The organism is Stenotrophomonas sp. YJH_SMC_29 (assembly GCF_059371235.1).
This window is the reverse complement of sequence record NZ_JCAFUK010000013.1, coordinates 67,134-92,374: the sequence shown is the minus strand read 5'-3', so window position 1 is coordinate 92,374 and position 25,241 is coordinate 67,134. Positions and strand designations below refer to the sequence as shown.

At 67.2% G+C, this 25,241-nt stretch carries 18 protein-coding genes and 3 tRNA genes; 13 read left to right on the top strand and 8 right to left on the bottom strand.

Features of this window, described 5'->3' with window-relative positions:
* The first annotated feature begins 18 nt into the window (after positions 1-18).
* The 5 genes from thiD to AC5P9I_RS14845 all read left to right on the top strand — a co-directional run bounded on the left by thiD (position 19) and on the right by AC5P9I_RS14845 (position 2,062).
* Positions 19-828, top strand: coding sequence for a bifunctional hydroxymethylpyrimidine kinase/phosphomethylpyrimidine kinase (gene thiD / locus AC5P9I_RS14865; RefSeq protein WP_049466353.1), 810 nt, complete (start codon positions 19-21; stop codon positions 826-828).
* Positions 825-1,751, top strand: coding sequence for an alpha/beta hydrolase family protein (locus AC5P9I_RS14860; protein ID WP_049466355.1), 927 nt, complete (start codon positions 825-827; stop codon positions 1,749-1,751). Before thiD ends, AC5P9I_RS14860 begins: the two co-directional genes overlap by 4 nt.
* Positions 1,742-1,818 (top strand) — tRNA-Arg (locus AC5P9I_RS14855). Before AC5P9I_RS14860 ends, AC5P9I_RS14855 begins: the two co-directional genes overlap by 10 nt.
* 58 nt (positions 1,819-1,876) lie before the next feature.
* Positions 1,877-1,953, top strand: a tRNA-Arg gene (locus AC5P9I_RS14850).
* Positions 1,954-1,985: 32 nt separating this feature from the next.
* Positions 1,986-2,062: transfer RNA gene (locus tag AC5P9I_RS14845), tRNA-Arg, on the top strand.
* Between the two features lie 744 nt (positions 2,063-2,806).
* Here AC5P9I_RS14845 and AC5P9I_RS14840 read toward each other — a convergent pair.
* On the bottom strand, positions 2,807-3,727 hold the full coding sequence (locus AC5P9I_RS14840) for a LysR family transcriptional regulator (RefSeq protein ID WP_049464789.1): 921 nt from the start codon (positions 3,725-3,727) through the stop codon (positions 2,807-2,809).
* 140 nt (positions 3,728-3,867) lie between these two features.
* On the opposite strand from AC5P9I_RS14840, the gene AC5P9I_RS14835 reads away from it, so the two are divergent.
* Positions 3,868-4,569 carry a pirin family protein gene (locus AC5P9I_RS14835; protein ID WP_049464791.1) on the top strand — a complete coding sequence of 234 codons (702 nt, stop codon included), beginning with the start codon at positions 3,868-3,870 and terminating at the stop codon, positions 4,567-4,569.
* An 82-nt stretch (positions 4,570-4,651) separates the two neighbouring features.
* On the opposite strand, the gene AC5P9I_RS14830 is transcribed toward AC5P9I_RS14835, so the two are convergent.
* Positions 4,652-5,347 carry an alpha/beta hydrolase gene (locus AC5P9I_RS14830; protein WP_049464793.1) on the bottom strand — a complete coding sequence of 232 codons (696 nt, stop codon included), beginning with the start codon at positions 5,345-5,347 and terminating at the stop codon, positions 4,652-4,654.
* 184 nt (positions 5,348-5,531) lie between these two features.
* Between AC5P9I_RS14830 and AC5P9I_RS14825 the strand changes: the two genes are divergently transcribed.
* Positions 5,532-6,671: an MFS transporter gene (locus AC5P9I_RS14825; RefSeq protein ID WP_049464794.1), complete on the top strand. Its 1,140-nt coding sequence runs from the start codon at positions 5,532-5,534 to the stop codon at positions 6,669-6,671.
* A gap of 81 nt (positions 6,672-6,752) precedes the next feature.
* Here the strand turns inward: AC5P9I_RS14825 and AC5P9I_RS14820 are convergent, their stop codons facing one another.
* Positions 6,753-7,871 carry an alpha/beta hydrolase gene (locus tag AC5P9I_RS14820; RefSeq protein WP_049464797.1) on the bottom strand — a complete coding sequence of 373 codons (1,119 nt, stop codon included), beginning with the start codon at positions 7,869-7,871 and terminating at the stop codon, positions 6,753-6,755.
* A 185-nt stretch (positions 7,872-8,056) separates the two neighbouring features.
* Between AC5P9I_RS14820 and AC5P9I_RS14815 the strand changes: the two genes are divergently transcribed.
* The 4 genes from AC5P9I_RS14815 (at position 8,057) to AC5P9I_RS14800 (ending at position 14,937) form a co-directional block, all read left to right on the top strand.
* On the top strand, positions 8,057-9,403 hold the full coding sequence (locus AC5P9I_RS14815; RefSeq protein ID WP_049464799.1) for a c-type cytochrome: 1,347 nt from the start codon (positions 8,057-8,059) through the stop codon (positions 9,401-9,403).
* Complete coding sequence (locus AC5P9I_RS14810) at positions 9,400-10,326, top strand: c-type cytochrome (RefSeq protein ID WP_049464801.1); 927 nt, start codon at positions 9,400-9,402, stop codon at positions 10,324-10,326. Before AC5P9I_RS14815 ends, AC5P9I_RS14810 begins: the two co-directional genes overlap by 4 nt.
* A 115-nt stretch (positions 10,327-10,441) precedes the next feature.
* The gene (locus tag AC5P9I_RS14805; protein WP_049464803.1) at positions 10,442-12,820 is read left to right on the top strand and encodes a TonB-dependent receptor domain-containing protein; all 2,379 of its coding nucleotides are present in this window, start codon (positions 10,442-10,444) and stop codon (positions 12,818-12,820) included.
* Between the two features lie 8 nt (positions 12,821-12,828).
* Positions 12,829-14,937, top strand: a complete 2,109-nt coding sequence (locus AC5P9I_RS14800; protein ID WP_088475992.1) for a phosphocholine-specific phospholipase C — start codon at positions 12,829-12,831, stop codon at positions 14,935-14,937.
* Between the two features lie 109 nt (positions 14,938-15,046).
* Here the strand turns inward: AC5P9I_RS14800 and AC5P9I_RS14795 are convergent, their stop codons facing one another.
* The 4 genes from AC5P9I_RS14795 to AC5P9I_RS14780 form a co-directional block, all read right to left on the bottom strand.
* Positions 15,047-16,642, bottom strand: a complete 1,596-nt coding sequence (locus AC5P9I_RS14795) for an alkaline phosphatase D family protein (protein ID WP_049469040.1) — start codon at positions 16,640-16,642, stop codon at positions 15,047-15,049.
* Between the two features lie 10 nt (positions 16,643-16,652).
* Positions 16,653-19,586, bottom strand: coding sequence for a TonB-dependent receptor (locus tag AC5P9I_RS14790; protein WP_049469039.1), 2,934 nt, complete (start codon positions 19,584-19,586; stop codon positions 16,653-16,655).
* A 140-nt stretch (positions 19,587-19,726) separates the two neighbouring features.
* A complete protein-coding gene (locus AC5P9I_RS14785) occupies positions 19,727-20,740 on the bottom strand; it encodes a FecR family protein (RefSeq protein ID WP_049469038.1) in 1,014 nt (337 codons plus the stop codon).
* On the bottom strand, positions 20,737-21,252 hold the full coding sequence (locus AC5P9I_RS14780) for an RNA polymerase sigma factor (protein ID WP_049469036.1): 516 nt from the start codon (positions 21,250-21,252) through the stop codon (positions 20,737-20,739). Before AC5P9I_RS14780 ends, AC5P9I_RS14785 begins: the two co-directional genes overlap by 4 nt.
* Before the next feature lie 135 nt (positions 21,253-21,387).
* Between AC5P9I_RS14780 and AC5P9I_RS14775 the strand changes: the two genes are divergently transcribed.
* Both AC5P9I_RS14775 and aceE read left to right on the top strand, forming a co-directional pair.
* Positions 21,388-21,687 carry a hypothetical protein gene (locus AC5P9I_RS14775; RefSeq protein WP_049469034.1) on the top strand — a complete coding sequence of 100 codons (300 nt, stop codon included), beginning with the start codon at positions 21,388-21,390 and terminating at the stop codon, positions 21,685-21,687.
* 243 nt (positions 21,688-21,930) lie between these two features.
* The gene (gene aceE, locus AC5P9I_RS14770) at positions 21,931-24,603 is read left to right on the top strand and encodes a pyruvate dehydrogenase (acetyl-transferring), homodimeric type (RefSeq protein WP_130768184.1); all 2,673 of its coding nucleotides are present in this window, start codon (positions 21,931-21,933) and stop codon (positions 24,601-24,603) included.
* A gap of 49 nt (positions 24,604-24,652) precedes the next feature.
* On the opposite strand, the gene AC5P9I_RS14765 is transcribed toward aceE, so the two are convergent.
* On the bottom strand, positions 24,653-25,135 hold the full coding sequence (locus AC5P9I_RS14765) for a hypothetical protein (protein WP_049469030.1): 483 nt from the start codon (positions 25,133-25,135) through the stop codon (positions 24,653-24,655).
* Positions 25,136-25,241: the final 106 nt, after the last annotated feature.

Sequence of the window (25,241 nt, the reverse complement as noted above, 5' to 3'; positions counted from 1 at the left end):
CCACGGCACAATCGCTGGATGAGCCCGACCACGCCCGTTTCCGCCCTGACCATCGCCGGTTCCGACTCCGGCGGCGGCGCGGGCATCCAGGCCGACCTGAAGACCTTCGCTGCCCATCGCGTGCACGGTCTTTCCGCGATCGCCGCGCTGACCGCGCAGAACACCCGCGGCGTCATCGCCGTGCATGTGCCACCGGTCGGTTTCCTGCGCGCGCAGCTGGAGGCCTGCTTCGACGACTTCGACATCCACGCGGTGAAGCTGGGCATGCTGGCCAACGCCGAAGTGATCCACACCGTCGCCGATGCACTGGAGCAGCATCGGCCGCCGCACGTGGTGCTGGACCCGGTGATGGTCGCCACCAGCGGCGCACGCCTGCTGGAAGACAATGCCCTGCAGGCGATGCGCGAACGCCTGATTCCCTTGGCCACGCTGGTGACCCCGAACACACCGGAGGCGGAACTGCTGGTGGGCCGGAAGATCAGCAACGGCGATGATGCCGAACGGGCGGCCTCCGACCTGCTCGACCTCGGTGCCGGTGCCGTACTGCTCAAGGGCGGACACCTGCTGGAAGGCCATCGTGTGATCGACCGTTACTTCGACGGCGTCAGCAGCGAAGAATTCATCCACGCCCGCCTGCCGCTGGATGCACATGGCACCGGCTGCACACTGGCCTCGGCCATCGCCGCGCAGCTGTGCAACGGCCTGAGCCTGGCCAACGCCTGCGAAGCCGGCATCGACTACGTTGCGCGCGGCCTGCAGCAGGGCCATGCCCCCGGCCGCAGCGAGGTCCTGGTCCTCGATCACTTCGGCGCGGCGCCGCACGCATGAACCTGGCGCCGCGCAACCTCGCCGTGCAGTGCGACGACGGCCACCGCTACGAGGTGATTGCCTGCGTGCCTGCGCAGCCGCTCGCGCGCCTGCTGTGGCTGCCGGCGCTGGGCGTGGCTGCACGCCATTACCTGCCGCTGGCATTGGCGCTGGCAGCCAGGGGCGTGGCGGTATACCTGCATGAGTGGCGCGGCAATGGCAGCAGTTCGCTGCGCCCATCGCGCACGCAGGACTGGGGATACCGCGAAGTACTTGAACAGGATCTGCCGGGCAGCCAGGCGATCCTGGCCGCCGCCGATCACGAGGGCGGCGCCCTGCCCTGGATCATCGGCGGCCACAGCCTCGGCGGTCAGCTGGCCTGCGTGCACGCCGGGCGCAATCCGAAGCACTTCCACCGGCTGTGGCTGGCGGCCAGCGGCTCGCCGTTCTGGCGCGGTTTTCCGCCACCACGCGGCTGGCTGCTGCCGCTGGTCTACCGCTTCCTGCCGTGGATCGCACAGCGCCAGGGCGTGCTGCACGGGCGCCGACTTGGCTTTGGTGGCACCGAAGCACGCGGACTGATCGCCGACTGGGCGCGCGTGGGCCTGAACAACCATTACGCCGCGGTCGGCATGGATGAGGATCTCGATGCGCAGATGGCGCGCGTGCACGGCAGCGCGCAGGCGGTGTTGATGGAACACGACTGGCTGGCGCCGACCGGATCGATGCAGGCGTTGCTGGCGAAACTGCCGAACGTGGACGCACAACTGTGCGTGCTGTCGGCGCAGGAGCTGGGCACGCGCGCCGATCATTTCGCGTGGCTGAAAGCCCCGGACGCTGTGGCTGACCGCTTTTTCATTCAGTTGGATGAAAATTTTCACAAAACTGTTGACGGTCCGCGCCGACATCCGCATAATTCCGCTCCTGTCGCAGGGCGCCCGTAGCTCAGTTGGATAGAGTACCTGGCTACGAACCAGGCGGTCGGGAGTTCGAATCTCTCCGGGCGCACCACTCGACAGGTTTTCAGCATCCGCCGCTGGAAATGCTTTAAAATTTGATTGTGTACCGCGCGCCCGTAGCTCAGTTGGATAGAGTACCTGGCTACGAACCAGGCGGTCGGGAGTTCGAATCTCTCCGGGCGCACCATACACAGTCAACACAACAAGTTTATGTAATTGGCGCCCGTAGCTCAGTTGGATAGAGTACCTGGCTACGAACCAGGCGGTCGGGAGTTCGAATCTCTCCGGGCGCACCATTACACCGAAACAGCAGGCCTCGGCCTGCTGTTTTTTTATGTGTGTTCTTCGGCAGGGCTGCGCCCTGCACCCCTGGTAGTGCCGGCCGCTGGCCGGCAACCTCAACAGCAAAAGCTGGCATTCCGTGGGTTGGCAGGGCGGCATGGACAGGCAGGACACGCCGTAAACCCATCCATGGGGGCTCGATGGCGGCATCCATGCCGCCCCACCTCTGACAGATTTCCGCGATCTGATGGATCCACGCCATGCGTGGATGAATCTCCATCGGAATCGAATATTTCGAATCGAGATCGAAGAGCATCCACGCATGGCGTGGATCTACCGTGCCGACCAAGGTCGACACCTACCAGAGCAGTACGCCGTTCCGACAGATCGCGGAAAACTGTCGAAGGCGGGGTGGGTCCGGTTGCGGGAGTGTCCGCGGCATGGGCCCGAGACATGCCTCGGGCGGGTTGGGCAGGACGCCCAACCCCGGTCTTGCCGTGTGCGCAGGAAAGCGCACACGAGCAAGCCGCGGCCAAGCCCCCAGGGGTGAGGGCGCTTTGCTTGCGAAGCACTGCTTCGCAAGCGCCCGAACGCACAGCCGCCAGCGGCTGGGCCGGTCTGGGGGTTTACGGCGTCTCCCGCACCCGGCCCCACCCCGCCATCCCTCAGGAAACCACTTCTGCTGTTGCTGTTGCTTCGAATGTTGCCGGCCAGCGGCCGGCACTACGGCGGGTGCAGGGCGCAGCCCTGCCAAACCCCTACCCCCTGGCCATCGCCTGCCACCACTCCGACAGCAGCGCCGGCCTGCGCAGGCGCTCCCGCCACCAGCGCAGGGCAGCGCCCTCCTCACCGGTGCGCCAGGCCAGCCAGAACGTCTCCTCCGGCTTGTGTTCCTCCACCTCACGGATCACCAGCTGGCCGCGCGCCACTGCGGCGCGTGCACAGGGCTCGGGCAGGAAACCGAAGCCCACGCCTTCGCACTGCAGCTTCAGCTTGCTGGCCATGTCCGGCACCGTCAGCATCTCCTGCCCCATCAACAGTCCAACGGTGCGCGGCAGCAACCTGCGCGCGGAATCGGAAACGGCGATCGCACAGTGCTCAGCCAGCTGTTCGCGACCGAGCACGCCGGGCACCGCGGCCAAGGGATGCTCGGGTGCGACGGCGAACACGAACGCCACCGTGCCCAGGGGCTCCACCACGTAACCGCCGCCACTGGGTCCCTCGCCCGGCGCACCGACCAGCAGGTCGGCACGCCGGTCCAGCAGGGCCTCCCAGGTGCCGGACAGCGCCTCGCCGATCAGTCGCAACCGGGTCGGCGCCTCGGCCTTTCGAAATGCGGCGATATCCGGGCCGAGCAGCCAGGTCGGGAACACCGAATCCACCGCCAGGGTCAGCTCAGTCTCCCAGCCCGACGCGACCCGGCGCACCCGCAGCTCCAGCTCGCGGGCCGCACGCAGCAGGTGCCGGCCTTCATCCAGCAGCGCGCGGCCGGCCTCGGTCGGCTCGGCGCGCGGGCCAACGCGGTCGAACAGCTGGACACCCAGGTCTTCCTCCAGCTTGGCCACGGTATAGGAGATGGTCGAAGGCACCTTGTGCAACGCCTTGCCGGCACCGGCAAACGATCCGCGGCGGTCGATGGCATCCAGTATCTGCAGGGCATCGAGGCTGAGCTTGAGCATTCGAATTTTTCGATGATGGCTGTCAAAACTATCCGTTTTTCAAACCCGGGGCGCAAGCGGATACTTCTCTCCAACGGGGAAACACGCAGGCTTCCGGCCCACCCCGCCCCATCGAAACCATCGAACAAGGAGATTCCATCATGCTGCAGATCCGCAAGAGCGCTACCCGTGGCCTGGCCGAGCATGGCTGGCTGTCGTCGCGCCATACCTTCTCCTTCGCGAACTACTACGACCCCCGCTACGTCAGCTTCGGCCCGCTGCGTGTCATCAACGAAGACAAGGTGATCGGCGGCCAGGGCTTCGGTACCCACGGTCACAGCAACATGGAGATCATTTCCTACGTGCTGGGCGGTGCGCTGGAACACAAGGACTCGATGGGCACCGGCTCGGTGCTGCGCTACGGCGACGTGCAGCGCATGAGCGCCGGCAGCGGCGTCACCCACAGCGAGTTCAACCACTCGGCCGACGAGACGGTGCACTTCCTGCAGATCTGGATCTTCCCGGACAGCGAGAACATCACCCCGTCGTACGAGGAGACCCACTTCCCGCCGGACAGCAAGCGTGGACAACTGCGACTGATCGCTTCGCCGGACGGTGCCGACGGTTCGCTGCGCATCCACCAGGACGCCCGCATCTTCGCCACCATCCTCGATGGCGGCCAGAAGCTGCACCATGCGCTCGGCAACGGGCGTGGCGCCTATGTGCAGGTGGCGCGTGGCCAGCTGCAGGTCAACGGCATCACCCTGGAAGCCGGTGATGCGCTGCAGGTCAGCGACGAAGCCCAGCTGACCCTGGAAAACGGCAACGACGCCGAAGTGCTGGTGTTCGACCTGCCGCTGTAACCACAACGCCCGCGGTGCCTCCGTGCATCGCGGGCGCTTACGTGCTGCACCGGCGCTCGCTCGGCGCTGTGCAGAAGCAGCCTCAGCCAGCGATGGCAGCGCTGGCTTCCAGGATCAGCGCGGTCACTTCCTTCGGCTGCGAGGCCAGCGAGGCATGGCTGGCATCCAGCTCGAGCAGGCGCCTGGGCTGCATCCGCGCGGCCATCGCCTTCTGGTTCTGCGGTGCGATCATGCGGTCCTGGCGGGACAGCTGGTACCAGCTGGGCTTGTGCTTCCAGGCCGGATTGCTGACCGCATCGCCGAACGTGCTGGCCAGCGGCGCCTTCTGGGTCACCGCCATCACCCGGCCTTCGTCGTCACTCAGGTCCTGGCAGAAGCTCTCGTGGAACCTGTCTGCACGCAGCCACAGATAGCCATCGCTGTCCGGCGCCAGGTTCTGTGCCGCCTCCGGCAGGTGCTGCTGGGTGATGCCACCCGGGCTCTCGCCGGCATCAGGCGCGAAGGCCGCGATGTAGACCAATCCCTTGACGTTGTCCTCGTTGCCGGCCTGGCTGATCACCGCGCCACCATAGGAGTGGCCGACCAGCAGCACCGGTCCATCGACCTGCCGGATCATCTTCTGCGTGCGCCCCGCGTCGTCGGCCAGCGAAGTAAGCGGCAGTTCCACCGCCTGCACGCGGTCGTGGCCGTTGCGATGCAGTTCCAGGATCACTTTGGCCCAGTGTGCCGCCCCGCCCCAGAATCCATGGGCGAGGAGGATGGTCGGTGTCGTGCTCATGTACAGGTCTCCGGCAGCGGCCGGCGGGATGCCGGCCGTGCGGCCACTGTGCGTGCGCGAGGTTAATCACCAGTGACGCTGCGGGCCCACTGCAATCGTATGCGTCGCCGGATGTCACCCATGGCACTTGCCGAGGCTATCTGAAAACGTTTTCATTAAGGCTCCCTGGTGCTTCGCACCGCGCATGACGCCTTCATCCCCACGTGCCCAGCAGCACGCCACCCGCGCCGCCTTCTTCATTCCCGGATTCGCCACCGCTGCCTGGGCGCCGATGGTGCCCTATGCCAAGGCCAAGGCCGGGCTGAGCGATGCCAGCCTGGGCGCGGTGCTGCTCTGCCTCGGTCTGGGCTCGTTGCTGGCAATGCCGCTGGCCGGTGCGCTGACCGGGCGACTGGGCTGCCGGCGCCTGCTGGTGGCCAGCTGCGCAGCGGTGCTGCTGGCACTGCCATTGCTGGCACTGGCGCCCTCGCCGCTTGCGCTGGGCGCAGCCCTGTTCCTGTTCGGCGCCGGTGTGGGCGCGATGGACTGCACGGTGAACATGCAGGCCGTGGCGGTCGAGCGCGATGCAGCGCGCGCGATGATGTCCGGTTTCCACGCCTTCTACAGCATCGGCGGATTCGTCGGCGCCGGGTGCATGACCGGCCTGCTGATCCTGGGCACGCCGCTGTGGCTGGCCGCGCTGCTTTCGGTGGCGGCGCTGTTGCTGGTCGCGGTGCTGTCGGCGCCGCACTGGCGTCCGCAACGCATCCTGCACGAGGGACCTCTGCTGGCGCTGCCGCACGGCGTGGTGTTGTTCATCGGCGTGCTGGCCTTCGTGGTGTTCCTTGCCGAGGGCTCGATGCTGGACTGGAGCGCGGTGTTCCTGGCCGAGGTACGCCAGGTGCCGCGCGATCAGGCCGGCGCTGGCTTCGCACTGTTCACCCTGGCGATGACGGCGATGCGCCTGTTCGGCGATGGCATCGTCGAACGCCTTGGCCGGACCCGCACGATGGTCTTCGGCGGCATCACGGCGGCGGCGGGGTTCACGCTGGCGACGCTGGTCCCGTCGTACGCGGTGGCGCTGGGGGGCTACGTGCTGGTCGGCCTGGGCTGTGCCAACATCGTGCCGGCCCTGTTCTCGATGGCGGGCCAGCAGCGGGTGATGCCGGAGAGCATTGCCATCACCGCAGTCACCACACTGGGTTACGCCGGCATCCTCGCCGGCCCGGCCGCAATCGGTGCCCTGGCACATGCGACCAGCCTGGGCTTCGCCTTCCTGTGCGTAGCAGCACTCCTGCTCGGCGTAGCCGCCTCCGCGCGTTCCCTGGCACACCGACTGCCCTGACAGAAAAAGGGGACGGAGGGGATTAAGTCGTTTGCAGCACACCTGTGGCAGATGCGACTTAATCCCCTCCGTCCCCTTTTTTCAGCTTCGCGTCAGCCACTCGCCCTGGGCCGGCAGTTGTGGGGCCGGGCAGGCACTGTGCGGAGGGTGCGCGTCGCGCGCCATCCAGTCATCCACCACTCCGGCCAGCAGGTCCAGCCGCAGCGGCAGGGTGATGTGGTCCTCGCCGCGCATCTCGATGTAGTGCGCGCGCGGGTTGGCCTGGGCGAGCGCGCGGCCCTGGCTGACCGGAATGTGCTGGTCGCCCTGTCCATGCAGCAGCAGCACGCAGGCGCGGGTATCGGCCAGCGCACGCGCGACGTCCACGCGGTCCAGATCGACGTCGATGCGGCGGCTGGCCGCAGCAATCACCTGGTTGATGTCCTGACCGCCATAGCGCCAGCGCGCGTACGACGCCATCGCCTGCGCTTTCAGTCCGTCCGGCTGCAACCCCATCAGGTGCGGGATCATCGTGCGGATCGCCACGCCGGCATTGGCGAATGACTCCATCGCCACCACGCCGGCCACCTGGTCGCCGAGCTTGTCGGCGGTGAACACGGCCGTGGCGGCGCCGTAGGACACGCCGAACAGGTACAGCGGCCCGGTCACTTCGCCGCGCCTACGCAGCGCGCCGATCACATCGACGACGTCATCCGATTCGTAGGTGCCATAGCCGGACGGTCCCGCACCGGACTGGCCGTGGTTGCGCAGGTCGAGGGTGACCACGCGATAGCCGGATTCCGCCAGCTGCAGCGACCATGGGAGCATCGAATCGCCGTTCATCATCCACCCGTGCAGCAGCACTACGGTGCCACGCGGCGCCTGCGCGCGGAAGGGCTTCGGCACGGCCAGGCTCAGCCCGGTATCCAATGGCAGGCCGTTCTCGTGGCGCTGCGGCAGGTAGTGGTAGCGCGCGCCGTAATCGCCGGGATCGAACACGCGCCAGAAGATCGGCACGCCATCACGGCCCGCTGCGAATCCGTGGCGGTTGGGCAATGCGGCGATGGCCGCAGCGATGCGCGGGCGATCAAGCAGGGTCGAGACACCACCTGGCGCAATCAGCCGATCGGCGAGCGAGGTGGACGAGGCATTGATCGAGGAGGAGCATGCAGCCAGCCACAGGCCGGCGCACGCCAGCAACAGCAGCAGCAGGCGCTTCATGGCACGTCATAGGGGGGAATCCGACAGACTCGGACAGTAACGCCCCAATACGCCCCCGATCTATCGCACGCGGATGACGGCTTGATGACAGCGCAGCAATGATTCAGCTTCGCGCGCAAGCTGTACACGTTCAGTCATTGATCGGAATCAATGAGCGCGCGCACGTGCTTGCCCAGAGTGCACCCATGCGCACCTCGATCAAGCTTGCCCTCGCTCTGGCCGCGACGTTGGCCGCCGCCTATGGCATCGCCCGCAGCATGCCGCACTGGTTCGCACCGCGGCAGACCGCGCAGGTCGACATCCACGATCCGGCGCTGATCGCGCAGGGGCGGTATCTGTCGCGCGCCGCCGACTGCGCGGCGTGCCACACCGCGCCGGGGGGCAGGCCGTTCGCCGGTGGCCTCGGCATGCAGACGCCGATGGGCACGATCTACTCGACCAACATCACCCCCGATCCGGATACCGGCATCGGTGCCTACGACTACGCCGACTTCGAACGTGCGGTTCGCCGCGGCATCCGCCACGACGGCCAGCCCCTGTATCCGGCGATGCCGTACGCCTCATACGTGATCGCCCGCGATACCGAAATCGAGGCGCTCTATGCCTATTTCATGGCCGAGGTGCAGCCCGTGAGGCAGGACAACGCCGCCAGCACGATTCCGTGGCCGGCCAACATGCGCTGGCCGCTGGCCTGGTGGCAGCTGTTGTTCGCACGCCCGCGCAGCTTCAGCCCGGATCCGGCGCTGGATGCCGGCCAGCAGCGTGGTGCCGAACTGGTGGAAGGCCTGGCCCATTGCGGCGCCTGCCACACGCCACGCGGTCTGGCCTTCCAGGAAAAGGCAATGGCCGATGATGGCAGCCGCCAGTTCCTGTCCGGTTCGGTGCTGGAAGGCTGGTACGCGAAGAACCTGCGTAACGAATCGACCGGCCTGGCCAGCTGGAGCGAGGGCGAGATCGTCGAGTTCCTGCGCACCGGCCGCACTGATCGCGCTGCGGCTTTCGGTGGCATGGCCGACGTAGTCGAGCACAGCACGCAGTACCTGTCCGATGCCGACCTGCTGGCGATGGCGCGCTACCTCAAGCAGCTGCCGGCGCGTGAGGGACGCAGTGCGCAGTGGTCGCCCGGTACCGACACCACCACCGCCGCGCTGCGCAGTGGCGACTACCGTACTGCCGGTTCGCTGGCCTACGCCGAGCACTGCCAGGCCTGCCACCGCGCCGATGGTCGCGGCATGCCCCGCGTCTATCCGGCGCTGGCTGGCAACTCGATCGTGTTCGCCGATGATCCCAGCTCGCTGGTGCAGGTGACCCTGACCGGCGGACGCACGCCGCACACCCCGCACGATCGCATGGCCTTCAGCATGCCGGGCTTCGAGCACCTGCCGAACGCGCAGCTGGCGCAGATCCTGACCTTCATCCGCAGCAGCTGGGGCAACCACGCCAGCGCGGTGAGCGAGGTCGACGTGGCGCGCATGCGCCGGGTGGTGCGCGACAAGCCGGTGCACTACGTTCCGCAGGAGGCCGCACAATGAAGCGTTCGCGCACGCGTTCCCGCCTGCTGGCCGGCATTGCGATCACCCTGGTGATGCTGGCCGGCGCCGGTACCCTCGCCTACCGTCATCTGTATCCGGACCTGGATGCTGCCGTGGCCGCCACGATCGATATCCTCGATGCGCAAGGCAGATGGGTCGGCCACTACGCCGCGCCCAGCGCCGACGAGATTGCCGGCCTGGACAATGCCGGATCGGTGATGCTCGGCCGGCGCATCCTCAACGAGACCGCGCGGCTGCTGCCGGACAACGTCGGCAACGATCTGAACTGCAACTCATGCCATATGGCCGAGGGCAAGCGGCCTTTCGGCAATCACTACTTCAATACCGGCGGCGGCGCCTATCCGCGCTACATGCCGCGTCCGGGCAAGGTGATCGGGCTGGCCGAGCGCATCAACGGCTGCCTGCAGCGTTCGATGAACGGCAAGCCGCTGCCGGAGGACGCGCCGCAGATGCGCGCGATGCTCGACTACATGGCGTGGTTGAGCAGTCCGGTGCCAGAAGGTGCAACGGTGGCCGCGCCCAGTGAGGGGCCCATCGACAGCACGCTGACCCCGGACCCGATCCGTGGCCAGGCGCTGTACGCCGTGCAGTGCGCTGCCTGCCACGGCGACAACGGCGAAGGACGGCGCGACGCCAGCGGGGACATCGCCTTCCCGCCGCTGTGGGGCGACCACAGCTTCAACATCGGCGCCGGCATGGCGCGCCTGTACAAGGCCGCCGGCTTCATCAAGCACAATATGCCACCGGCGGTGACCCGCGAGCCGCCACTGGGCCAGCAGGTGATGCCCGACCAGGATGCGGTGGACATCGCCGGCTATTTCATCAACCAGCCGCGGCCGGACTTCGCCAACAAGGGCAAGGATTGGCCACGCGACCCGAAACCCAAGGACGCGCGGTACTGAAGCAGGCCGCAGGTGCCGGCCGTCGCACAACACGATTCCTGCATCGTCACGTCATGCCGATGTCATTGGCGCTGCCGACACTCCGGGGCTTCCCTCCCCTGAAGGTCCGGTCTCGATGCGAACGTCTGCGCGCTTTCCCCGTGTCTCGCTGCTTGCCCTGCTGATCGCCCCCGCACTGGACGCCCTGGCCGAAGCACCGCAGGGCGATGCCGCTGACGCGCGCAGCAGTGAGGCCCGCACCCTCGACCAGGTGCAGGTGATCGGCCAGGCCACCAGCTACGCCAAGACTTCGGTACGTGCAGAAACGCTGAACCGGCAGACCGTGATGAGCAGCGTCAACGACGCGCTCAATGAAGTCCCCGGCGTGGTGGTCAGCGAAGCCGACGCCACCGGCTCGTCGGTGTGGGGCACGCAGATCAGCATGCGTGGCTTCGTCACCAACCGCGACACCCAGCAGATCGGCACCACCATCGACGGCCTGCCCAACGGCGGCTCGGGCTATGGCGGCGGCTCGCTGGCCAACCGCTACATCGACACCCTCGACCTGGAAACGGTGGAGGTCAGCCAGGGCACCGCCGATATCTCCTCGCGCTCGAACGAGGCCCTCGGCGGCACGCTCAACTTCCTCACCAGCGACCCGCTGCAGGACAGCCGCCTGCGCTTCGTGGTCGGTGCCGGTGACAACGAGGCGCGCAAGTACTACGTGCGCTACGACACCGGCCTGCTCGGCGGCCACACCCGCGCCTGGGTCAGCGCCTCGTCGGCGCGCGTGCAGGACTGGATCGACGGCAGCGGCAAGGCCAGCAACGACCACATTGCCGGCAAGTTCATCACCGAACTCGATCGTTGGACGCTGACCGGCTACCTGTCCTACAACGACGCCGACGAGCCGGAATACACCAGTGTGTCGCCGAACGGCTTCGCCACCAATCCCGATCGCGACAACCTGGTCGGCACCCTCACCGGCATTCCCTACCTGGACCAGAACTACCGCTCCGGCTCGCGCGCCCTGCGCGAGAACACCTTCGGCTACCTGCGCGCGGCCTTCGATGCCGGCAACGGCTTCAAGGCTTCGGTGGCGGCTTACGGACACCGCATGCAAGGTCGTGGCGACTGGCTGCCACCGTACCTGGCGCAGGTCAGCGATGACGGTGCGGGCCGTCCCGAGTCAGAGTACCTCGGTGGCAAGACCGTGTACGGCGGCAGCAACCGTGGCCAGATCTTCTTCGTCAATCCCGACGGCAGCGCCGCGCAGCGCCTGGCCAACTGCACGCCGCGGCTGGGCTTCACCGCCGAATACGATCCGGACTGCTATGCCGGCAACGTGCTGGGCGCGCAGTCCTACCGCCACACCCACTACGACAATGACCGCATGGGCGTGACCGCCGACGTCGAGTGGCGGCAGACCTTCGGTGCGATCGACAACACCCTCCGCGGTGGCCTGTGGGTGGAGAAGCTGGATCGCTCGGCACGCCGCGACTGGCACCGCCTGCTCAACGTCGGCCAGGACATCGCCTTCGACCACCAGCCGTACTGGGTGCAGTTCGAAGACAAGTACAAGGTCGACGAGCAGATGTACTACGTCGAGGACGTCGCCCGCTTCGGGCCGTTCAGCGCGCGCCTGGGCGTGAAGCAGTTCTTCGTCGACCAGTCGCGCCGCCGGGTGATCGGCGCCAGCGAACACGTGACGTCCGATTCCAGGTCCGATCCGCTGCTCTCCACCGGCTTCACCTGGGCGCCGGGCGTGGAAGGCATGGAGCTGTTCGCGGGCTTCTCGCAGAACTTCGCCGCCATTCCCTCCGGCGTGCTCGGCGAGACCGACCCGCAGCGCTTCCGCAACGTCGAGCCGGAGACCGCCGACAACATCGAAGTGGGCATGCGCATCAGCCGCTGGCCGCTGACCGCCTCGGTCACGCTGTACAACATCAAGTTCGACAACCGCATCGTCTACCTGCCGGCCGGCTTCGTCAGCGGCATCGACTACCTGGGCGAGACCGACGGCGTCTACGAGAACTTCGGCGGCGTGGAAAGCAACGGCCTGGAAGCGGCGTTCGGCTATGGCTGGGACAACGGCTGGCGCCTCAACGCCGCCTATACCTACAACCGCTCCAAGTACCTGGGCAGTGGCGATGCCGCGCGTGATACCCAGTTGGGCATCGTCGACGGCGCCAAGGTGATCGGCCAGCCCGAACAGACCCTCGTCCTGTCGGCGGACTGGCAGGGCGAGAACTGGAACTTCGGCCTGTCCGGCCGTTACCTGGGCAAGCGCTATCTCGACGCCGCCAACGTCAACACGCTGCCCTCGGCCACCGTGTTCAACGCCAACATCGGCTTCGACCTGCAGGGCCTGTCGCCGCGGCTGAAGGGCATGGGAGCCAACCTGGTGGTGAGCAATCTGACCGACAAGCGGTATCTTGCTGGGGTGGACGGCCGCGACAACGCCTTCATCGGCGCCCCGCGCACCGTCGGCATCTCCTTCCGTGTGGACCTGTGAGTGAGCCCGTGACCGATATCGGCCGACGCCGGTTGTTGCAGGCCGGCGTTGCCGCCGGCCTTTCCCCGCTGCTGCCCAGTATCGCCCGGGCCGCAGCGATCGCGCCTGCGGCGCGGACCCGCAGTCTGGAAGACCTGCAGCACATCGTGGTGTTCATGCAGGAGAACCGTTCGTTCGACCACTACTTCGGCACGCTGCCGGGGGTACGTGGTTTCGGCGATCGCTTCGTGGCCCCGGCGCCGGCACTGCAGGCCGGCGGTCGCACCCGCAGCCTGTGGCTGCAGCCCGACGCGAGCGGCACGCGCGCGATCGCACCCTTCCCGCTGGATACCGCCGCGCACTTCGGCTACATGCGGGTGGAAGGCACGCCGCACACCTGGCCCGACGCGCAGCGTGCCTGGGACCACGGCCGCATGGGGCAATGGCCGAAGGCCAAGCAGAACCACGCGATGGGCTACTTCCAGCGCGGCGACCTGCCGTTCCAGTTCGCGCTGGCCGATGCCTTCACGATCTGCGACGCCTACCACTGCGCGATGCAGGCCGGGACCAACCCGAACCGGGTGTTCCTGTGGACTGGCCACAATGACGCGCACGCGCGTGCTGGTGGCCCGGTGATCGCCAACTCGCACGACAACTTTCCCGAACAGGGTGGGCACCCGGCGTCATACCGCTGGACCAGCTATGTCGAGCGTCTGCAGAACGCCGGCGTGTCCTGGCAGATCTACCAGGACATGGCCGACAACTTCACCGACAACCCGCTGGCCGGCTTCGAGGCGTTCCGCCAGGCCCACCGCGCTGCGCCGGGGCATGACCCGCAGCTGCGCGCACGCGGGGTCAGCACGCGTGGCCTGGCGCAGCTGCGCCAGGATGTCATCGACGGGCGCCTGCCGCAGGTCAGCTTCATCATCGCCGACGCGGCCGGCAGCGAGCATCCCGGCCCCTCCAGCCCCGCCCAGGGTGCGGCCTATACCGCGCGGGTGCTGGATGCGCTGACCGCCGATCCGCAGGTGTGGAGCCGCACCGCCCTGCTGCTGATGTTCGACGAGAACGACGGCTTCTTCGACCACATGCCGCCGCCAGCCCCGCCTTCGCCGGTGGACGGTGGCTGGGCGGGTACGTCTACGGTCAGCACCGAGGGCGAGTACCACCGCCATCCGGCACCGGGAGACGAGAAGTACGATGCCGCCGAGCTGCGCGGCCGCCCGTATGGGCTGGGTCCGCGCGTGCCGCTGTACGTGATCTCGCCCTGGAGCCGCGGCGGCTGGGTCGATTCGCAGGTCTACGACCACACCTCGGTCATTCGACTGATCGAACGCCGCTTTGGTGTGGCGGCACCGGATATCTCGCCGTGGCGCCGCGCCGTCTGCGGCGACCTCAGCAACGCCTTCGACTTTGCCCAGCGCGATACCCGCCCGTTCGTCCGCGGCCTGCCGGACGTCAGCGCAGTGGCCGCGCGTGCCGCTGCTTTGCCGGGGCGTACCGTGCCCTCACTGCCGGAGGGGTTGGTGGCGGCGAAACAGGAAAGCGGTGTACGCCCGGCGCGTGCCCTGCCCTATCGCCCACAGGCGTCGTTGGCGGCGGTCGACGCCTCGGGCGTGGATCTGGCGCTGTCCTGCGATGGTGCGGCGGCCGTACTGCATGTCTACGACCGGCTGCGGCTGGAGGCGGTGCCCCGCCGCTACACGCTGGTCCCGGGCGTGCCGCTGCGCGAGCGCTGGCCGCTGGACGCCCAGGGTCGCTATGACCTGTGGCTGCTTGGGCCGAACGGCTTCCATCGTCACTTCCAGGGTGGGGCAAGGACGCCTGCCGTGCAGGCTTCGATTGATCACGCGGATGGCCAACTGCGACTGCACCTGCGCAACCTGGAGGACAGCGCACAGCCGCTGCGCGTGCGGGCTGGCGCCTATGCCGGGCACATGCCGGAGCAGATGCTGGCGCTGCCGGCGCGCGCGGAAACGACGGTGGCCTGGGACGCGGCACCCACGGCAGGCTGGTACGACCTGCGCGTCAGCGCGGGTGAGAGTGCGCTGCGTCTGGCGGGCCGCGCCGAGGATGGTCGCCCCGGCACCAGTGACCCGGCGATGGGCACCGAGCCGCTGCGGTTCGAGCACGATTGAGGAATCCCCTGTAGAGCCGAGCCCACGCTCGGCTGCTTCTCGCCCCGGTCGCATTGCCCCGAAAAAGCAGCCGAGCGTGGGCTCGGCTCTACAGCACAGACCGGTAGATTCAAGCCTCCTGCAGCCCCGGCCGGCCGTGCTCCACCGCGTAGCGCTTCCAGCTCTGCACGGTACCGTTCGGGCGCATCACCGTATCCAGGGTCTTCATGTCGCCGATCCACGCATCACGGGTGACATCGCACAGCACATAGCCACGCTTGTCGGTGGTCGCCTTCAGATTTGGGCTGTGCGCAAGCTGGTTGCGGGCGTAAGCGTCCACGCCCTGGCCATCGGCCCCCGACGTGATCGAAGTGGCAAGGAACTCGCTGGAGACCACGCCCGAATCACGATGGTCCTGCACCAGGTCGCTGGCGTAATGCCGGTGCGCGTCGCCACAGGCGGTCACCACGTTGCCGAAGCCGACCTTCTGGATGTGGTCGAGCAGGCGCCGGCGGCTGTCCAGGTAGCCCGACCACTGGTCATCGGACGACTGCACCACCCCGTCCTTCTCGCGCATGTAGTTGCCCAGCGCCACCTGGTGGGCGATGGTGTGCCAGCGCGGCGCGGCATCGGCCAGCCCATCGAACAGCCAGCGCTCCTGCTTCGCACCGACGATGCTGCGCTCCGGTGATTCCACGTCCTCACGCAGCGCCATGTTCACCTGCTTGCTGCGGTACTGGCGGGTGTCGAGCAGGTGCAGGTCCATCAGCGTGCCGTAGCGTGCGCGCCGGTACAGCTGCATGTGGCCGTCGCGCGGGAAGGCCGAACGGCGCAGCGGCATGTTCTCGTAGTACGCCTGGAACGCCTGCGCACGGCGCAGCAGGAACACCTCGCTGGGCGTGTCGTCCTGGTCCTCGGCGCCGGCCCAGTTGTTGTCCACTTCATGGTCATCGAAGGTGACGAACCAGGGGGCCGACGCGTGCGCGGCCTGCAGGTCGCCGTCGCTCTTGTACTGGGCGTAGCGTCGACGGTAATCGTCGAGCGTGTAGGTCTGCGGCCCGACATGATTGCGCAGGTTGGTGAACGGCTGGCCGTTCATCTTCCGCAGGCCTGGCTGGCTTTCGCCCTCGTAGATGTAATCACCGTAGTGGAAGACGAAGTCCAGCGGTTCCTCGGCGATGCGCCGCCACGCGGTGTAGTGGCCCTCTTCGTAGTGCTGGCAGCCGGCCACCACAAAGCGCACGCGATCCACCACCGCCGTGGCCGCAGGCAGCGTGCGGGTACAACCGACTGCACTGGCGTGGCCTCCAGCGGTGAAGCGGTACCAGTAGGGCCGTCCGGGCGCCAACCCGTGCAGTTCCACGTGCACCGCGTGGCCGAGTTCGGGATGCGCGAGCGCCGAACCCTGGCGTACCACCTTGCGCATGCCTTCATCCGCTGCCAGTTGCCATTCGACCACCATCGGCCGGGCCGGCATGCCACCGCCGAACACCAGCGGCTCGGTCGCCAGCCGCGTCCACAGCACCATGCCATCGGCGGACGGATCACCCGAGGCCACGCCCAGGGTGAACGGTGTGCTGGCAAAGCGTGGCGAAGCCAGCAGGTTGCGCGGGTTCAGCGCGGTGGCATCAACCTGCGCGGCCAGCGCGCGTGCGGTGCCCATCCAGGCGCCGGCGGCGGACAGGCCGGCCAGGGCCAGGAATCGCCTGCGATTGATCGTGTCCACGGCTGCGCCCTCAGTTGTAGATGATGTGGAAGTAGAAGAAGCGGCCGTAGTCGTCGATCTCGGTGCGGAAGCGCCCGTTCGGACCGGTGCTGTAGGTCGGCTGGGTGTTGAACAGGTTCTTGGCTTCGTACTTCAGCGTCACGTGCCTGCTGACCTTGTGGCTGAAGGCCATGTTGAAGGTCATGTACGGGTCGTAGTACGAGTCCAGCCACTGGGTATCGCCGAAATCGACCAGCATCCGGCTGCGATAGGTTCCGGACAGGCGCAGTTGCGAGCTCTTCCACGGCATGCGCCAGATCACCGAGCCATTGAGCGACCAGTCCGGCTGGTACAGCAGGCGGTCCAGGCGCCGCTCGGTGCCATCGGTGATGCGGTAGTTGGTGCGGCCTTCCAGCCGCGTGGCGTTGAAATACATGTCGAAGCGCTGGCGGCCCCACCGCAGGTTGCGGTTGGCCACCGCGAACTCGACGCCATGCAGCGTGGACTCATCGGTGTTCATCGGCTGGGTCACCCGGTAACGGGTGTCTCCCACGTTCTCGAAGGTGGTCAGGGTGTAGATGTCGTCCTTGATCACCTTGTCGAACAGCGCCACCGAAACCAGGCCGTTGTTGCCGTTGAAGTACAGATCCCAGGCCAGGTCGAGGTTGGTGGAACGGCGCGGCTGCAGGTCCGCATTGCCCTGCTTGATGGTGCAGAAGCCCCTGCCTTCCTCGTCGTCGCCACAACTGGTGCTGGTGGCCTGGGCGATGTTGCTCGGCGTCGGCCGGCCCAGCGTGCGGCTTGCAGAGAAGCGCAGGCGCTGGTCCTCGCTCAGCTTGAAGGTCGCGTTCAACGAAGGAAGCAGGTTGTTGTAGCCGCCACTGGTCGTGCGGAACGCCGGACTGTAGGTGGTGCCACCGTCATCGCTGAACGGGCTGTACGCATCGAAGCGGGTGTGGTCGTAGCGCAGGCCGCCGATCAGCAGCAGCCGGTCCCACGCGTAGTGCGCGGACACATAGGCGTTGGTGATGTCCTCCACGTACTTGTAGTCGCTGGTGAAGTTGGCATTGGGATACGCCGCATTGTTGTTGCCCAGTTTCGGCAGCAGTTGCTCGTTCCACTTGCGGTTGTCGATCAGCGGGAAGCCCGGCACGCTGCCCAGCAGCGTCGAACCCGGATACAGGTAATCGTTGAGCGTGGCACTGCTCTTGAAGTAGTCGAAGTCGATGTCCTGCCAGATCTTCAGATGGCGGTATTCGGCGCCGGCGGCCAAGCCGAAGCCCCGCGCATCGGCGTCGATGTTGTAGCTGACGTCGGCGCGCAGGTTGTCGATGCTCTCCCTGGCGTTGCGGGGGGAGACGTAGGCCTGCGCAGGATTGAGCTTGAACGCGGAGCTGGTCAGCAGGCTGGAATCGGATACCGCCACCGCGTTGGGGAACCCGTGGCTGTCGTTCTCGTAGTCGACGAACAGATTGCTGGGGTAGGCGCGCACGCCCCAGTAGACCTGGTTGTTGTGGAAGGTCTCTTCGGTATGGCCGCCACGCAGGGTCAGCCGCGAACGCTCGCCGATGTCCCAGTTGAAGCTGGCGATCGCGCCCCGGTTGCTGCGGTCCCAACGGTCGTGGCGGTTTTTGATGTAAATGCTGTTGATCTGGGTGGTGCCGCTGTCCTCGGTCTGGTTGCGGATCGGGAACTTGGCATTGCCATACAGATCGGTCTTGTTCATCGTCGAGTTCTCGTAGAACCGGTACGAGTACAGCAGCAGCGATGCGTAGAACGGGTCATCCGAGGGCTTCCACTCAAGCTTGGCGGAGCCGCCGAAATTGGTGATGAAGTTGGTATAGGTGCCGGTGCTGAAGTTGCCAGGCGCGCGCAGCCCGTTCCAGCCCTTGGCTTCGTCCGGCCCGGTGGTGCCGTCGGTGAGGTACTTGCCAGCGTCGTTGTAGTAGTAGTTCGACTCCACCCAGCGCTTGACGCTGTTGCGCGAGCGTTGCTCGTAGCGGGCCACCGCAACGATGCCGAATTCCTGGTCGGCGCCGAACGGGCTGGAGAACACCATCTTGGCGCTCTTGCCGAAGTGACCGAGGGTCTCGTGGTTGCCGCCAGCGCTGCGCTCGACGTTGGTCTCGGCGGTCGAATAGATGCCTGCCACATCGGCAAACACGTACTTGCCGGACCGGTCGAAGGCACTGCGGCTGATGATGTCGATCACACCGCCGATCGCGTCCGGTGCCTGCTCCGCACTGAAGCTCTTGTAGATGTCGGTGCGGGTACCGATGTCGCTGGGAATCAGCTGCAGGTTGTTCATGCGCTCACCCGACCCGCTGCCCCCCACGCTCGCAATGGCGATGCCATCGATGGTGGTGTAGTTGAGATTGGCCTGCACGCCGCGCACGGTCACGTAGCGTGGCTCGCCGGCATCTTCCACCGCACTCAGGCCGGGCGCGGCCATCAGGCTTTCGGCCAGGGTTTCGTCGCCGTAGCTGTCCATTTCATCGTAGACCACCGAATCCTTGATCACCGGTGAGGTCTTCTTCTGGTCGATCACCTCATGCGCGGCAATCACCTTCACCGTGTCCAGCGTCGGCGCCACCACCGCCTCGGCCTCGCGCGGCTTCGGTGCGGCGGGCTTGGGCGCGTCGTGCACGGGGGCCGGGTCGATGGCGATGACATTGCCATCCACCACGGTGTAGCCCAGGCCGGTACCGGCCAGCAGTGCATCCAGCGCCTGCCTGACGGTGGCACCGCGCGGCACCGCACCGGCGATGCGGGCATCGCCACCGGCCGAGTACAGGAACTGGACGCCGGAACTGCGCGACAGCTGCTCCAGCGCGCGCGCCAGCGGCTGTGCCGCGATCGGCGTGGACACGCGCGCCTGCAGGCCATCGGGCGCGGCAGCGAAGGCCGGTGCCACGCTACAGGGAGACAGGGCTAGGATGATCGACAGGTAGAGCGTGTTGCGCATCACGGGTCCTTGCAGGAGAGAAGACAGCAGGCGCCGCTGCGTGACTCGGCAGCGGCTTCTCCCATGTAAGAGCCCGCATCCGCCGAAGTGGAGAACGCGGATTCGATGAATTTTTTCTGACAGCCCGCGCCCACACGGGTTCAGCGGCTGCCGACCCGCACCGTATCGCCCTCGCGCCGCACCACGAAACGCGGGTCGCGTTCGAGGAAGGCCTGCAGCGCACCGATGCGATGCGCATCGAGACTGCCGGACAACCGCGCCGATGCCGCGCCTTCATCCAGCACGCGTACCTGCACCTGGTTGTGCCGATTGAAGGCAGCAGCCACTTCGTCCAGGCGCTCGTCAAGGAAGGACACTTTGCGCTGCTGCCAGTCCAGCAGCATCGACAGTGGCATGTCCAATGACTCCACCGCATGGCTGCGCGCGTCGACCTGCACCACCCGGCCCTGCCCCAACTGGGCCAGGCGGCGGGCGCCCGCGCCCTGGCTCCAGACCTCGACCTCGCCGGAAACCACACCGATGCGCGTGCTCTGCAGCCGTCGCGACACGTCGAAGACGGTGCCGATGTCTCGGATCTCCAGGCCGTTCACTTCCACCTCGAACGGACGGCGGTCGCGGGCGATGTCGAACGTGGCCTCACCCTGCAGCAGCTCCACCTGGCGACCGAACCAGCCCATGCGCACCCGCAGGCGACTGTCCGCGTTCAGTCGCACCTGGGTCTGGTCAGGCAGCATCAGGTCGCGCAGTTCGGCGTGACCGGTGCCATGGATCTGCTCGCTCGGCATCATCCAGGGCAGCAGGCCTGCGGCCAGAACGCCGATGCAGGCCGCCGCCATCCTCCAGCGCGCGCGGCCGTAGCGTGGCGTGGCGCCCGTCGGCGCTGGTGCAGTGCCGAACAAGGGCACGACCTTCGCCGACACCGGCGATGCCACCGGCAACGCTCCGGGCACCTGCGACTGCAGCGCCTCGCCCACCTGCCGGTGCAACGCGAGAGCACGCAGGTAGGCGCGCACATGCTCGGGCGAGCGCTTCATCCATTCCAGCAACGCAGCGCGTCCCGCTGCATCCAGCGTTCCCTCGCGATTGCACAGGAACCAGTGCGCCGCCTCACGGGCGACCTCGTCGTCCAGCCACCGCGATGGATCCCGGTTCATGCGCGCTCCCTGGCGCGCAGCGCCTTCCTGCAGGCTTCCAGCCCCTTGCCGATGTGCTTGCGCACCATGTGCACCGACACCTGCAGCTGCTGGCTGATTCCGGGGCAGTCCAGTCCGTCGCGGTAGTGCAGTTCCATCACCCGCCGGGTGGTCGCCGGCAGCTGCTCGATGGTGCTGCGGATGTCGTTCCAGCGCTGTGCGCGTTCGAACTCGCCTTCGATGTCTTCTTCGCTCTTCAATACTTCGGCCAGCAGATCGACGTCTTCCAGTGGCGGCAGCGACGAGCGTGCGCGTGCATGCTCGCGCGCCAGGTTGGCGGCCACGGTGAACAGGTAGGCTTCCGGATTCTCGACCGCATCGGCGTGCTCGCCGGTGCTGCGCAGCAGGCGCAGGTAGACCTCCTGTGCCAGGTCTTCGGCATCCTCGCGGGCCGAGCCGCGGCGCAGGAAGAAGCCACGCAGCAGCCGGCGCCGCAGTTCGTAGCGCTGCTCCCAGATCCTCACGCTGTTCACGGCCGGCCAACCCTCCGCAGGCTGGAAAGCCCCGCAGGGTGACGGTCGTCGATGACAGGGGCGTTTCAGCGAGCGGCGGGCAACCGCTAGACTGCCGCCCCCGCCACCGCGGCGACCCGCACAAGGAGTGCTCCAATGAACGCACGCACCGCCATCAATACCCTCAGCAGCCTGCTGTTCCTGCTGCTGGTTGCGCACACCACGGCCTACCAGCAGCAGATGTGGCCGCCCAGCCGGGTCGTCCACGTGCATCCGGTCGTCGTCGCCCTCGCCTACGCGCTTGGGCTGCTGACGCTGCTGCTGTGGATCGCCGGCCCGCGTGCGCCGGAGACCGCCCAGCGGCTGGCGCGCTGGCTGCCCATCGTTGCCTGGTGCCTGCTGGCCATCGGCGTGGCGATCATTCCGGTGTTCTTTCCCGGCCTGCTCCCGGGCTGACCGGTTGGCACGACCGGCGCACTGCCGATGATACGGCGCGCGGCGCCAACCCCGGCTTTGCAGAGACCCAAGCCCGCGCCGCCTATCGACGCCGGCCGCGCGGGCCTAGGCTGGCGCTCTCGGTGACCGCCACGGTCGCCCTTCGCGTCACGGCCCCGCCGTTGCGACCCCACTCCAGTGCTGTGCGCCCTGCCGGTGTTGTCGCCCCGGTGGATGTCCGACCGGCGCCCTCTGGAGACAGCCATGAACCCAACCCCGATCCCCTTCGATACCGACCCGCTGGAAACACGCGAGTGGCGTGAATCGCTGGAGGCGGTGATGCAGGCCGGCGGGCGACCGCGCGCGCACTACCTCATCGACCAGCTGAGCGAGCTGGACGCCCAGCAGCACGGCGACCTGCATACCCGTGCCTGGACCGCCTACGTCAACACCATCCCGCCCGAGCGCCAGCCGGCCTACCCCGGTGACCTGGCCATCGAGCGCCGCCTGAACGCGATGATCCGCTGGAACGCGATGGTAATGGTGCTGCGTGCCGGCAAGCACTCGAACGTCGGCGGCCACATCGCCACCTACCAGTCGGCAGCGGTGCTGTACGACGTGGGCTTCGACCACTTCTTCCGTGGCCGCACCGATACCTTCGACGGCGACCTGATCTACATCCAGGGCCATTCGGCACCCGGCATCTATGGCCGCGCCTACGTGGAAGGCCGCATCGACGCGGCAACGATGGACAATTTCCGCCGCGAAGCCGGTCGCGAGGGCCTGTCTTCATACCCACATCCGCGCCTGATGCCGGAGTTCTGGCAGTTCCCCACCGTATCGATGGGACTGGGCCCACTCACCGCCGCCTACCAGGCGCGCTACATGCGTTACCTGGAATACCGCGGCCTGAAAGAACAGCAGGGGCGCAAGGTCTGGGCCTTCCTCGGCGACGGCGAGATGGACCAGCCCGAGTCGCTTGCGGCGATCTCGCTGGCCGGCCGCGAGCGGCTGGACAACATCGTGTTCGTGGTCAACTGCAACCTGCAGCGCCTGGACGGGCCGGTACGCGGCAATGCCAAGGTCATCCAGGAACTGGAAGGCACCTTCCGCGCGGCCGGCTGGAACGTGATCAAACTGATCTGGGGCAGTGGCTGGGACGACCTGCTGGCCCGGGACCACGACGGCCTGCTGCGCCGGCGCATGATGGAATGCGTGGACGGCGACTACCAGACCTTCAAGTCGCAGAATGGCGCCTACGTGCGCGAGCATTTCTTCGGCCGCTATCCCGAGCTGCTGGAGCGGGTCGCACACATGAGCGACGACGACATCTGGGCGCTGGCACGTGGCGGCCACGATCCGCAGAAGGTGTTCGCCGCCTACCAGCAGGCAGTGGACACCCGTGGCCGCCCGACCGTGATCCTGGCCAAGACGGTCAAGGGTTTCGGCATGGGTGAAGCCGGCGAAGGCCAGAACATCAACCACCAGCTGAAGAAGATGAGCGCCGACGCGGTGCGCGCCTTCCGCGACCGCTTCAACCTGCCGGTCAGCGACGACCAGCTGGAGGAAATGCCGTACCTGCGCCCGGAGCCGGGCAGCGCCGAGGCCGCCTACTTCGCCGGGCGCCGCCGCATCCAGGGCGGCCAGCTGCCGGCGCGCCTGGCCAAGGTCGATCCGCTGCCGCTGCCGCCGCTGTCGATCTTCAACACCCAGCTGCAGGGCAGCGGCGATCGCGGCCAGTCCACCACCATGGGCTTCGTGCGCATCCTTACCAGCCTGCTGAAGGACCCGGAACTGGGCAAGCGGGTGATTCCGATCGTGCCCGATGAATCGCGCACCTTCGGCATGGAAGGCCTGTTCCGCCAGATCGGCATCCACTCCTACCTGGGCCAGCTGTACACGCCGCAGGATGCCGGCCAGCTGAGCTATTACAGGGAAGCCAAGGACGGCCAGATCCTGCAGGAAGGCATCAACGAATCCGGAGCGATCTGCTCGTGGATTGCCGCCGGCACCGCCTACAGCAACCATGGCCTGGCCACGATCCCGTTCTACATCTTCTATTCGATGTTCGGCCTGCAGCGCGTCGGCGACCTGGCCTGGGCCGCTGCCGACGCGCGTACGCGTGGCTTCCTGCTCGGCGCCACCTCGGGCCGTACCACGCTGATGGGCGAAGGCCTGCAGCACGACGACGGCCACAGCCACGTGCTGTCGTCGGTGATCCCCAGCTGCGTGTCCTACGACCCGACCTACAACTACGAGCTGGCGGTGATCATCCACGACGGCCTGCGCCGCATGTATGTCGAGCAGGAAGACATCTACTACTACATCACCGTGCTCAACGAGAACTACCCGCAGCCGGCACTGCCCGAAGGCGCCGAGGCCGGCATCCTGAAGGGCCTGTACCTGCTGCATCCGGCAGCCGCCGACAACGCTTCGCAGCCGCGCGTGCAGCTGATGGGCAGCGGCGCGATCCTGCGCGAGGTGGAAGCGGCGGCCGACCTGCTGCAGCAGGACTTCGGCATCGCCAGCGATGTGTGGAGCGCGACCAGCCTGACCGAACTGCGCCGCGACGGGCTGGCCGCTGAGCGCTGGAACCTGCTGCATCCGGCCGAAGAACCGCGCGTACCCTACGTGCAGCAGTGCCTGCAGGGCCATGAGGGCCCGGTGGTGGTGGCCACCGACTACATGAAGATCGTCGTCGACCAGATCCGCCCCTTCATCAACGACCGGCGCTTCATCGCGCTGGGTACCGATGGCTTCGGCCGCTCGGATACACGGGAAGCGCTGCGCACGTTCTTCGAAGTGGATCGCCACTTCATCGTGCTGGCCGCCCTGAAGGCCCTGGCCGACGAAGGCCGCATCGAGCGCTCGCGGATGCAGGACGCCATCGACAGGTACCGCATCGACACCGGCAAGCGCGACCCGGCCGCAGTGTAAGACAGCCGTGTTCACCACGCCCGTCGCGGGCGTGGTGAACACCGCAACGCTACGGCATGCGCTTGAACAGGTTGGTCTGCAGGATCGGTGTACCGTCGTGGGCGTAGAACGCCTTGGTCTCGGTCATCGTCGCGTGGTCATCGGCCACCGTGTAGATGCGGGTGGAGGCCGGCGTGCCGTGGTCCACCAGCTGCATCACCAGCGTATTCGGCGCCGGCAGTTTCAGGTTGGCCCTGTCCGCGCCGTAGGTGCCGGACAAGGCACCCGGCGTGCCATCCAGCGCCAACGTGCCGTCGGACTTCATGGTCTTGCCGTCGTGCAGGACGATGTCCACGTGCGAGCTCCAGCGGCCACCCCCGGCATCCCTGAACTCCAGCACCACCCGCTTCGGGCGCTGCGCTTCGGGTAATGCCGAGGTCGCTGTATCCAGCGACCAGCGCCCCAGCAGTGGCGAGGGGGATGCCTCCCCGGCCAGTGCCGACGCGATCGGCAGCGAGCACGCACACAACAACACCGCGGACAACAGCTTCATACGTTGCTCCGTTCCAGTGGAGAAGGCACTGCATTGACGGGTGGCGGGGGCACCGCCTGGGATCGTGCACGGCATCGGCGGGCCGCGCAAGGCGCGGGCGACACGC